Source organism: Nocardia cyriacigeorgica NBRC 100375, from assembly GCF_000308555.1.
Lineage (GTDB): Bacteria > Actinomycetota > Actinomycetes > Mycobacteriales > Mycobacteriaceae > Nocardia > Nocardia cyriacigeorgica.
Genome location: NZ_BAFY01000312.1, coordinates 1 through 9969 on the forward strand (window position 1 = coordinate 1; position 9969 = coordinate 9969).

10 protein-coding genes are annotated in these 9969 nt (G+C 65.8%); 4 read left to right on the forward strand and 6 right to left on the reverse strand.

Going from position 1 to position 9969, the window contains the following annotated elements; translation table 11 throughout:
* Positions 1-22: 22 nt before the first annotated feature.
* From RJ05_RS33055 to RJ05_RS26335, 3 genes are all read right to left on the reverse strand, one after another.
* Positions 23-577, reverse strand: coding sequence for a DUF6083 domain-containing protein (locus RJ05_RS33055; protein ID WP_373365089.1), 555 nt, complete (start codon positions 575-577; stop codon positions 23-25).
* A 111-nt stretch (positions 578-688) separates the two neighbouring features.
* A complete protein-coding gene (locus RJ05_RS26330; RefSeq protein ID WP_036542014.1) occupies positions 689-1582 on the reverse strand; it encodes a phosphotransferase family protein in 894 nt (297 codons plus the stop codon).
* The gene (locus RJ05_RS26335) at positions 1579-2994 is read right to left on the reverse strand and encodes a helix-turn-helix domain-containing protein (protein WP_249040595.1); all 1416 of its coding nucleotides are present in this window, start codon (positions 2992-2994) and stop codon (positions 1579-1581) included. Before RJ05_RS26335 ends, RJ05_RS26330 begins: the two co-directional genes overlap by 4 nt.
* 192 nt (positions 2995-3186) lie before the next feature.
* Here RJ05_RS26335 and RJ05_RS26340 point away from each other — a divergent pair, with 192 nt between their 5' ends.
* Both RJ05_RS26340 and RJ05_RS26345 read left to right on the forward strand, forming a co-directional pair.
* The gene (locus tag RJ05_RS26340) at positions 3187-3870 is read left to right on the forward strand and encodes an AAA family ATPase (protein WP_036542016.1); all 684 of its coding nucleotides are present in this window, start codon (positions 3187-3189) and stop codon (positions 3868-3870) included.
* On the forward strand, positions 3867-4622 hold the full coding sequence (locus tag RJ05_RS26345) for a radical SAM protein (protein WP_081597551.1): 756 nt from the start codon (positions 3867-3869) through the stop codon (positions 4620-4622). Before RJ05_RS26340 ends, RJ05_RS26345 begins: the two co-directional genes overlap by 4 nt.
* A gap of 23 nt (positions 4623-4645) precedes the next feature.
* Here RJ05_RS26345 and RJ05_RS26350 read toward each other — a convergent pair.
* A protein-coding gene (locus tag RJ05_RS26350) for an IS3 family transposase (protein ID WP_373365088.1) occupies positions 4646-5915 on the reverse strand; the annotation gives its coding sequence in 2 pieces (ribosomal slippage) (positions 4646-5593 and positions 5595-5915; 1269 coding nt in all).
* A 28-nt stretch (positions 5916-5943) separates the two neighbouring features.
* Between RJ05_RS26350 and RJ05_RS31160 the strand changes: the two genes are divergently transcribed.
* The gene (locus tag RJ05_RS31160) at positions 5944-6096 is read left to right on the forward strand and encodes a hypothetical protein (RefSeq protein ID WP_156090867.1); all 153 of its coding nucleotides are present in this window, start codon (positions 5944-5946) and stop codon (positions 6094-6096) included.
* Positions 6097-6551: 455 nt separating this feature from the next.
* On the opposite strand, the gene RJ05_RS26360 is transcribed toward RJ05_RS31160, so the two are convergent.
* Entirely contained in the window at positions 6552-8087 is a 1536-nt protein-coding gene (locus RJ05_RS26360; protein ID WP_306306403.1) for a wax ester/triacylglycerol synthase family O-acyltransferase, read from the reverse strand.
* A gap of 145 nt (positions 8088-8232) precedes the next feature.
* Between RJ05_RS26360 and RJ05_RS30355 the strand changes: the two genes are divergently transcribed.
* Entirely contained in the window at positions 8233-9600 is a 1368-nt protein-coding gene (locus RJ05_RS30355; protein ID WP_036542023.1) for a wax ester/triacylglycerol synthase domain-containing protein, read from the forward strand.
* Between the two features lie 103 nt (positions 9601-9703).
* On the opposite strand, the gene RJ05_RS31565 is transcribed toward RJ05_RS30355, so the two are convergent.
* A partial coding sequence (locus RJ05_RS31565; RefSeq protein ID WP_036542026.1) for a pyridoxamine 5'-phosphate oxidase family protein occupies positions 9704-9969 on the reverse strand: 266 nt, incomplete at its 5' end.

A 9969-nucleotide genomic window follows, 5' to 3' on the forward strand; every position in this document is an offset into this window, starting at 1 on the left:
TTCTGCAGCCGGCGGCCGACACCTACTGATGTTCGCGCGCCTTCCATTCGCGCCGATGTCTCCGCCACACCGCGAGCAACAGCGGGCTGTCCTCAGGCGCTCGCCTTGCGGGACATACGTCGAAGTGGGTAATCCGACACTCGTCGGTCGGGTTCGCTCCTCCAAGATTTACAGCCGTGCCGTCACCGGCAACCCGCCAACGCTTTCCTGGCGGGATCTGAAAGGTTGGGTAGGCGCCGTATTCCAGCAGTATCCAACGGCCATGCAACGTCCGGTGCCACAAAGCTTCCGTATCGCAATACTTGCAGAAAGTAGGCGAACCTTCTCTCGGATCAACCACCGGCGCGGTACGGAGTTGGTCGGCGACTAATTCGACGTCGGGGCGCTCCGGTTCGCGCTCGGGAAACTGAGCCGCCTTGTCCCAGCATTCCTCGCACGCCACCGTGCGTAGTGGCACAGGCCTTTCTCGCGCTCCTTCGCTGGCACCGCAGACCATGCACGCAACGATCTCCACGACTGAAGACAGTACGCTACGTTGGCCGTGTGGCTGCTGGAATCCTCCTGTAGTACTTAGCATTTCGCGTAGAGCCACACCTGGAGGTTGGCCGAATGGTCAGACCTCGCAGCGCCGGGTGCCCATCCCCGGAAACCGCGGTGGGATCGCCCTCCGCTCGAACTGACCAACACCTCATGCAATGGGCCGCCAGCCTGGCCATGGCCTCGGGCCGCATTTGCCTCGGAGGCAGGCGATTCGGTGGTCGGCTTGTTCGCGGTGGGTCGGGTTTTCGGTGGCGGCTTGGGCAGCCATGCATGTCATGCGGAACTCGCGCAGGTCGCGCAGTAGTTCGTAGCCTGCCCAGTCGGTGACGTCGTGGCCATAGGCGTCGCAGAATGCACGGTATTCGGTGTCGGTGATGGAGCCGAAGGTGTGGTGTTTGATGGCGGTGTGGACGGTGTCCCACTCGGGCGGCCCGAGCGAGGTGCGTTCGAGGTCGAGGAGATAGACCTCGCCGTTGTCGGTGGCGACGACGTTGCCGCCCCAGGCGTCGCCGTGGACGACGCACCAGGGAAGACCGGCAGGCACGTGGTTCCAGCGCTCGCGTAGTTCGGTGAGATGGTCGCGCATCCATGCGCGGTCGTCGTCGGAGATGGTGGTGGCTGTGGCGATGCGGTGGTCGAGGCGGACGAATGGGTCGACGGTGCCGAGGTCGAGTTCCGGTGGTGGGAGGTTGTGGAGTCGGCGTAGTGCGGTCGCGATTTCGGCGGGGCGGCCGTGCCGGTGTGGGGGTAGTTCGTGCCAGAAGGTGACCGCGCGGTCGTCGACGACGACGGGCTGGTCGATGCCTGGCCAGGTTTGCACCGCCGGCACACCGGAAGCTTCGAGCCAGTCGGCGACGGCGACTTCCTGGCGGGCTGCCGCTTGTTGGCCGGGGCGCGTCACGCGGGCGACGATTCCTGCTTCGAGCCGGTAGAGCACGTTTTCACTGCGACTCAGGACGGTTGCTCGCTCGTGTGGAAGCGCGGCTTGGGCGCATGCGGCGCGCAGGGTTTCCAGGGCAGGGTCGTGGGTTTCGGTGGTCATGGGTTGAGCAGTTCGTCGATGCGAGTGGACAGTTCGGCCACTTCGGGTTGGTCGGCGCGCTGGGTTGCGATGCGTTGCAAGTCGCGCAGGTCGTCGGTGGCGCGGCGGGACCTCAGGTGGCCGGCCTCGGTGAGGGCGCGTTGTCCTATGTGGGCGGCCTCGACAGGGTCGCCAACGGTCATTACTAGCGTCGCTAGTTTGGTGGCCGAGATGGCGCGGGATCGAACGTATCGGTCGGTGTGTCCGTCGACGGCGATGGCCAGCCGGGTCCGCGCCTCGTGGATGAAACGGCCGGCGATGGCGAGGTCGAACAGCGCGTGTCCGGTGTCACCGGCGTGTTGTGCGTGGTCGTAGTAGGCCATCCACGCGGGGTCGTTGCAGGGACTAGCGTGGTCGAATTCGTCGTCGGCGCTGCCGACGGCGGCCATGGTGTCCTGCACGTGGCCCATTTTGGCGAGTGCGCGGGCGCGGGTGGTGTGCAGCATGGCGCGTTGGGTCGGGGTGATGCGGTCGGCGCGGACGAGGGCCAGTTCTGCGGAGGTGAGTCCGGCGTCGGGGTTGCCGCACCAGATGGCCTGACGTGCCATCGAGGACAGGATTTTGGCGCGTAGTTGCCAGTCGTCGACTTCTTCGGCGCAGGACAGGGCGAGTTTGAACATGGTGCGGGCGTCGCTGTGGGCGTAGGCGTCGAAGGCCATGAACGCAGCGGTGTGGCTGAGGACACCGACGGCGGAGAACAACTCGCCGCGGTGGCGGTCGGCGCAGCGGGCTTCGAGGAGCCGGACGGCGTAGCGGAGCTGTGCGGCGACGGCGTCGCGGACAACGCCGCCGCCGTAGGCGTGGTCCCAGAAATGGAACATGCTCGCCGCCTCGCGCAGCTGCGCGATCTCGTGCGGCCCGACCATAGACGGCACCGGTGTCGGTTCCAGCGCACCGATCAGGTCGGTCATCGCGGCGGGGGCGACCGCGATCGACGCTGCGGCGCGCAGAAAGTCTTGGCGGTTCACCTGGTCGAGGGTATCGGTGTCGTGTGGCGGGAGGGAGAACCACAGCAGATCGCCGGGGATACGCAGGGTTTGTGCCCAGCGGATGAGTTTGCTCAGCTGTTCGGGTGCTCGCCCGGATTCGAGCTTGCTGAGCTGGCCTTGGGTGAGGCCGAGCCATCCCGCAACCGTCTCCTGGCCGAACGGGCGCCCATGGTGCGGGTGGGTGCGGTAGGCATAGATGACGCGGCCCATATGCCAAGTGGCCAGGGCCTCGCACATCCGTTCGGTTTCCCAGAACGTCCGGGGTAGTTCCGGTGGTTCCAGCACGCCGGACTCGCAGGGGCCGCAGACGGTGTCGGTGTTGTACCGGTTGAGCCGCGCGCCGCACCGGGTACAGGCACGTCCCGGCTGTGGATTCCGTGTCACCCCGCCGCTCCCGGATCAGTCACGGGACCAATCGCCCCCTCAGACTCCATGATCGAGCGACGCTATCACGCTGCCGCACAAGAAGTTATGCCTTCAACGCATACGGCGTTATGCCCCGCCGTGATGGTTTCACCGCCTTCCCCGCCGCACTCTTGCCGCAGTCGGTTTCGGCATTCGACAAGGAGGAGCGAGATGGGTTTGTCGTTGGTAGTTGCGCTGTTCGGGCCACCGGCAGCCGGTAAGACGACGCTGACGGCCCTGCTCGGTGGCGCACCGGGCCGGCGGGTCTTCCGGCTGCGTGAGCATGTTCCTCGCGAGGTCCTGGCCGCGACCGCGACCGATAGCCGACGCCTCGGCTGGATCGACGACTACACCGTATCGGCCGCACTTCGAGCCTTCTTCACCGCGACCGCCGCCGACCCGAATGTCCATACCGTCCTGTTGGACAACTTCCCCGGCGCCGCAAGACAAGTCGATCAATTGTTCGCCGAGCTACGCGCCCTTGTTCCAGAGGCGCGCGTCGAGGCGGTCGAGGTGTCGACCGACGCCAAGACATTGCAGCAGCGGGCCAAGAACAGGAAGGTCTGCCACCGCTGTGAACCTGATCCGATCGGCGACCCGCGCCTGCCCGCCATCCCGCGCGCCGACGACCCCTGGACGTGCTCACGGTGCCGCGGGTTACTGCACCCGCGGCGCGGGGACGCCCCGCGCCTGCTGAAGGCACGCATCCGCCGCTACCAGCACGCCGCCGAAGGCATCCGAGCCGCATTTGTCGATTCGGGCGTGCCCGTCACCCAGCTCGACACCACCACCAGCATCAACGGGGCCGTGAACCTGCTCGCCCCGCTCCTCATCTCCCGGAGTGTTGCCCGATGACTTCCACCCCTTTGCCGATCCCGACACTGCGCACCGACGGCTACGGCCACGCGCGGATGCCCCGCAACATCGACATGCCCAAACCCCAGCGCGTCGACCGCGTCCCCTACGGCCGGTTCCGTAACGTCTACCTCTACATCACCGAGGCCTGCCAACTGCGCTGCGAGCACTGCTACATGGGCGAACGCCTCGACCGCGCCCTCAAGCTGCCGCTACCGGCGATCGTGAACACCCTGAGCACCTGGCGCAAACTCGGCGGCAGCAAAGTCACCCTCCTCGGCGGGGAACCGACCCTGCACCCCTACTTCTGCGACGCGATCCGCGCGGCCGGCAAGCTCGGCTACGAGCACGTCATCACCACCACCAACGCACAGACCCCCGCAGTCAAGAAGTTCCGCCAACTCGAGCCGTCGGACTTCGCCTACGTCCAGGTCAGCCTCGACGGCGGCAGCGCCACCACCCATGACGCGGTCCGCGGCGCCGGAACCTTCGACACCGCCATGGCCACCACCGCCGAACTCACCGAACGCGGGTTCGACACCCGCATCATCTGCACCGTCAACAAAGCCAACGAAGCCGACGTCCTGCACCTGCTCGACCTCAGCGACCAACTCGGCGTCAGCCTACTCAAATTCCACGTCTTCTCCACCATCGGCACCGGCCACGGCAACCCCGACATGGCCATGACCCCACCGGAATGGATCGACTTCTGCGACACCCTCAACACCATCGCCCCGCACTACAAGACCTGAATCGCCCCGGTGAGTCCGGAGACCTATTGGTGTGACAGCCCGGCGGGTTGCTGGGCTGGGTGTTGAGCGTAGTGGGCTGCTTCCATCTCGGCCGGTGGTAGGTCGCCGCAGTACTGGTAGAGACGGCGGTGGTTGAACCAGTCGACCCATTCGGCGGTGGCGAACTCGACCTGGTCGACGCTGCGCCACGGGCCTCGTGGTTTGATCAGCTCGGTTTTGTAGAGGCCGTTGATCGTTTCGGCCAGCGCGTTGTCGTAGCTCGATCCGACCGCACCGACACTGGGCTGGATCCCGGCCTCCGCGAGCCGCTCGGTGAACGCGATAGCCGTATATTGAGATCCCCTATCCGTGTGGTGCACAACATCTTTCACGTTCCATCCTTCGCGTTCACGGGTCCAGATCGCGTGTTCGATCGCGTCCAGCACCAGCGTCGTGGTCATCGACGTCGACAGCCGCCAGCCCAGGATCCGGCGGGCATAAGCGTCGATCACGAAAGCCACATACACCCACCCCGACCACGTCGACACATACGTGATGTCTGAGACCCACAACCGGTTCGGCGCTGCCGGCGCGAACCGGCGTTGCACCAGATCCGCAGCCGTGGGTGCGACCGGATCGGCGATCGTGGTGCGCTTGGCCCGGCCACGCGAGATCCCGCGCAGCCCGGCCTCGCGCATCAACCGTTCCACCGTGCAACGGGCCACCGGATAGCCTTCACGGTTGAGCTGCAGCCATACCTTGCGGGCCCCGTAGACACCGAAGTTCTCCCGGTGCACCCGCCGGATCTGGGCGGTCAGCGCCTCATCGCGGCGCCGGCGGGCCGACGGGACCCGGTTGCGGTGTTCGTAGTAGGTCGAGGGGGCGAGGTTCACGCCGAGCTCGCCGAGCGCGGCGCAGATAGACTCCACACCCACTGCAGGCCGCCGCTGTCGCGGCGGCCTGCGTGTTCGGTGACGAACCTGCAGATCAGCGGCTTGGCCGGTCTATCTCGGCCGCGAAGAAAGCCGACGCCGTCTTCAGAATCGCGTTGGCGCGCTTGAGTTCTGCGTTCTCCCGCCGCAACCGCTTCAGCTCTGCCGATTCCTCGCTCGTGACCCCGGCACGGCTACCGGCATCGACCTGAGCTTGCCGCATCCATTTGCGGACCGTTTCGGTCGAGCCGATCCCCAGCAGCTCGGCGACCGCAGCCATCGCCGCCCACTCGGTGCTGTGCTGGTCGCGGATCTCGGCGACCATCCGCACCGCCCGCTCACGCAACTCCGGCGGATACCTCTTCGAACTCACAGACTTCATCCTCTCTCAAGAGACGAAGCCTCCGGACATGCCGGGGGGATTCACCTACCGCGCCGACTACTTGGTACTCGCCCACAGCCCCGACGCCGGACTGCTCACCGGCGACACCCACCACGAGCTCATCAGCCAAGCTCCCGTTGACCTGCGAATCCACCACGTGGCAACCACACCGGCCCGCTGATCCTGATTCGGTGCCGTCCTGGGCGAGAACAGGATCTCCCATATCCGTAGCGGCCGGCATCCGCGGGCCCAAGCGTGGTGAGCTAGGCGGCGACGCCGACCTCGATCGTGATGAAGAAGCCGATGCCGGCGCGGTCCGTTGATGTCGGCACCTGCTGTGCGCGAAGGTTATCGGAACGGCGGCGATCGGATACCCCGGCGCGCGACAGCGAGGAAGCCCCCTTTCAAAGGCTCGAGACGGTCACCGATCGGTTCCGCTCGATTCTCATGCCAGACAACGTGATTGAGCGCGCGTGCATAGCCCGCGGTGGGCGCTTGCAGCTCAGCGAAACAAAGGAGTTCGATGCTTTTCTCCGCGATCGAGAGCGCAACAGACAAGGCGTCCACCCCTGCTGCACTCGTACTGAACAGCGTCTCACCACACGATGACTCGCTGCGATATGCCCTCCGGCCGAATCAGTCACCTGATCGGTCGTCACCGACGCGAGAAGCGAGCTGGTCGATCGAACGTTGGATACCAAGTGCGAGAACGTCGATGTCGCTCGTGGTGTCGTAGTCCCCGGTGATGCCGATGGCCAGCTGATCTTCGTAGCTGAGAATCGCCACCGCCGTGCGCAATCGCAGAGCGATCGGAACAGCTGGAAGAAGTTCGAGCACCCGGCGCCCGAGCAGTGTGAGTGGGTGCCGCGGACCGGGAACGTTGGTCGCGACCGCGCCGACGCTTCGCTGCGGCAGCTTGCCGAGAATGCGCAGGGTCCACGCCACGGGAGCAAACGGCAGCCACCGCGCCAGCGCCAGCACATCATGTTCAGCACTCGACGCGCCGCTGGACTTGTGTTCCAGCATCGTCGCGTGGACCAGACACAACCGCTCGGCAGGGTCGCACACGTGAATCGGAAGGTGTGGCAACAACGCTGAGACCCGGTTATCGAGCACGTACTTGGCATGCTCGCTACGCATGGAAACCGGAACCAGGATGCGCAGTAGGTCTGCCGTCGGTTCCTCGCCGCGCGCCAGCAGTACATCGCGGTATCCGCCGGCTATCGCGGACAGCACGACGTCGTTGACGGTGACTTCGAACGCGGCACCGATACGAGCCACCGTCGGCAGGGGCACGCGAATCGCGGTGTATCGACGTTGGTGCCCGATCGGACCGTTCAGCGACGAGGCCGGGCCTGGCTTCACCACGGCGACGCCCACCGGAACAAGTCTCCGCACGGTCGTGAAAAGCGCTGAGGGTACCGCTACGGGCAGCCGGAGCAGCCCGGACAGAGGCAGCCCGGCGCGGTGCCGATGCGGCGTCTCGCGCATGGCGCGAGTGCCGCCCTCGGGGACCGGCTCACACAAACGTTCGAACATGGCCACGCCGGATACACCGTCCAGCAGGCTGTGGTGAGCTTTAACGATCAACGCCCACCGATTGCCACAGAGTTCTTCGACGACTACGCATTGCCACAGCGGCCGGTCGCGGTCGAGCCGCTCTTCCAGTTCGAGGGCCACCAACTGCCACAGCGCCGATTCGTCGCGCGGGGCGGGAAGCGCTGCCCAGCGGATGTGATGTCCGAGGTCGAAGCCGGGATCGGGCTCCCAGGTCGGCGTTGTGATGTCGAGCGGTGCCCGGTGCACCCGCTGACGAAGCCGCGGCACCTCACGCAGTTGCCGGTCCAGCGCGTCGAGGACGTGCTCACGCGGTGGCGGCGAGCCGTCCATGATTGCGACCACACCGATGCCGAGGCTGACATGCCAGTCGGCGTCTTCTAGCTCTATGAATCCTGAATCAAGTGGCCGTAGGTCGGTCATGGCGTGCCGTCCCGTTGATCCCAGCAATCGACTCGGTTCGATCGCAGGTATCGAGCGTCCACCAGTACGACCCGAGCGCACAAGCCGCCGAATGTCATCGGCTGCGGGGCCGGTGGTCGTATGGAGATCGGCCCGGGCGGAGTCGAAGGTCCCGGACATCACGTCTGATCGGCACTGTGGATCGGCACACATACGCGCATACGGTGCAGTGCAGATGATCCGTCAGGACAGCTCCCCCCGGGTAGCTGGAGCGCGCCGCGCAGGGGGCGGTCAGCGGGACCAACCGGTGCAGCACCTCGGTGTCCAGCCCGTACTGCAGGAAAGGATACCTACACGAATGACCCGACTGTCTCAGACCGACTACCTCACCTGGCGGTTGCAGCGGAATCCGGTTCTGCAGCCGACCATCGTGTCGATCATGATGCTGGACGCCAGACCGGATCCGGATGCGCTCGTCGAGGCGATCGATTGCTGCACCCGTTCCGTGCCGGGGCTGCGGGAGCGGCTTGTCCCCTCGATGTTGCCGCTGACAGCACCCCGGTGGGAGCCCGACGCAGCGTTTGATCTGTCGTGGCATGTGCAGCGGGTGTCTCTGGTTCCCCAGGTTGACCTCGACGGGGTTGTCGAGTTCGCTCGTCGTTACGCGATGGAGCCCTTCGACCCGGATCGCCCACTATGGCGTTCGGCCCTGCTGACCGGCCCAGACGACAGCGACGGCTGCGCGCTGGTCCTGAAGATCCATCACTGCCTTACCGATGGAGTCGGAGGCGTGCGCATTCTGGCCGGGCTGTGCGACATGGAACGATCCGGCAGGCCCCGTCCGACTTACCCACCTGCGGTGCAGGAGCATTCCGGATTCCGAGGATCTGCGGCGCTACGATGGCCGGGCTTCGGGTCGATCCAGCGCTACGCTTCCCGATCGGTGTCCGCAGCACTCCGGGCCGCCGCACATCCACTCGAGTCCGCGCGCGCCAGTACGGAACTCGCTATGTCTTTGGCCCGTCTGGTCCGACCGATCACTACCACGTTGTCGCCGGTGATGACCAACCGAGGGCCCGCCCGTACGCTGGCCGCCTTCGAAGTCCCCGTCGACGCGTTGGCCCGGGCCGCACATGCCAGCGGCTGCACCATGAACGACGCGTTCTTGACCGCTGTTCTCTGCGGCTTGCGCCGCTATCACCTACAGCATGATCGGCCGATCCAGCGCCTGCGGGTCACGATGCCGATCAGTCTCCGCGGCAATGACGACCCATTGGGCGGCAACCGGATCAGTCTGTCGCGCTTCGTAGTACCTGCAGACGGAAACGATGCGTCGAGTCTGATGCGCTGCGTCGGCGCGACTGTGCGCGAGCAGATGGCCGAGCGGTCGGTCCCGCACTCCGCGACTGTGGCCGCGATCCTCAATCGGGTGCCGATTGCATTGATCGCTGCGATGCTCGAGCATGTCGACTTCGTCGCCTCTGATGTACCCGGCTCACGGGTACCTCTTTACCTCGCGGGTGCGCGTATCGAGCGGATGTTCGCTTTCAGCCCGACTCTCGGAACCGCGCTCAACGTGACCATGACCTCGTATGCCGGCACATGCTTCGTCGGGGTGAATGTCGACACGGCCGCGGTCCCGGACACCTTCGCGCTGACAGAGTGCCTCGCGAATGGTTTCCGTGCGGTGCTCGACCTGGACGAAGAACGTGCGGCACAGCGCTGAAGGACATCGCTCCGACGACCCCTGCGAACGGTGGTCGACCCGTGTGACTCGCGACCGCGCTGACGGCGGCGGAGGTCCGCCAGGGACTTACCACGAAGTCGCCTTACTCCATCGGAGACCGTCGCACACCCGAGAAGGGAGTTCGCCAGACCTCGGGGTCGGCAACAGGAAACCGGCGACCGGTCACCACGGTGGGCACGACCCGAACGAAGAAGTTCTTTGCCCCGGCCTGCCACGGAAACAGGGGGAGATCCACAGTGTCCATCAGGTGGCCGATCTCCTTGATCCCTTCGGCTCGCCCCTTGATCACGACGCTCCAGGCTTCGTGGGACTCGGCGATGTAGCCGTCGACTTCCAGCGCGACGTCCG

What these genes read in the sequence shown, in the direction of transcription:
- RJ05_RS33055 (WP_373365089.1), bottom strand. Translation starts at nt 577, where the DNA reads ATGCTAAGTACTACAGGAGGATTCCAGCAGCCACACGGCCAACGTAGC.
- RJ05_RS31160 (WP_156090867.1), top strand. Translation starts at nt 5,944, where the DNA reads ATGCCGGGGGGATTCACCTACCGCGCCGACTACTTGGTACTCGCCCAC.
- RJ05_RS26345 (WP_081597551.1), top strand. Translation starts at nt 3,867, where the DNA reads ATGACTTCCACCCCTTTGCCGATCCCGACACTGCGCACCGACGGCTAC.
- RJ05_RS26340 (WP_036542016.1), top strand. Translation starts at nt 3,187, where the DNA reads ATGGGTTTGTCGTTGGTAGTTGCGCTGTTCGGGCCACCGGCAGCCGGT.
- RJ05_RS26330 (WP_036542014.1), bottom strand. Translation starts at nt 1,582, where the DNA reads ATGACCACCGAAACCCACGACCCTGCCCTGGAAACCCTGCGCGCCGCA.
- RJ05_RS30355 (WP_036542023.1), top strand. Translation starts at nt 8,233, where the DNA reads ATGACCCGACTGTCTCAGACCGACTACCTCACCTGGCGGTTGCAGCGG.
- RJ05_RS26360 (WP_306306403.1), bottom strand. Translation starts at nt 8,087, where the DNA reads ATGTGTGCCGATCCACAGTGCCGATCAGACGTGATGTCCGGGACCTTC.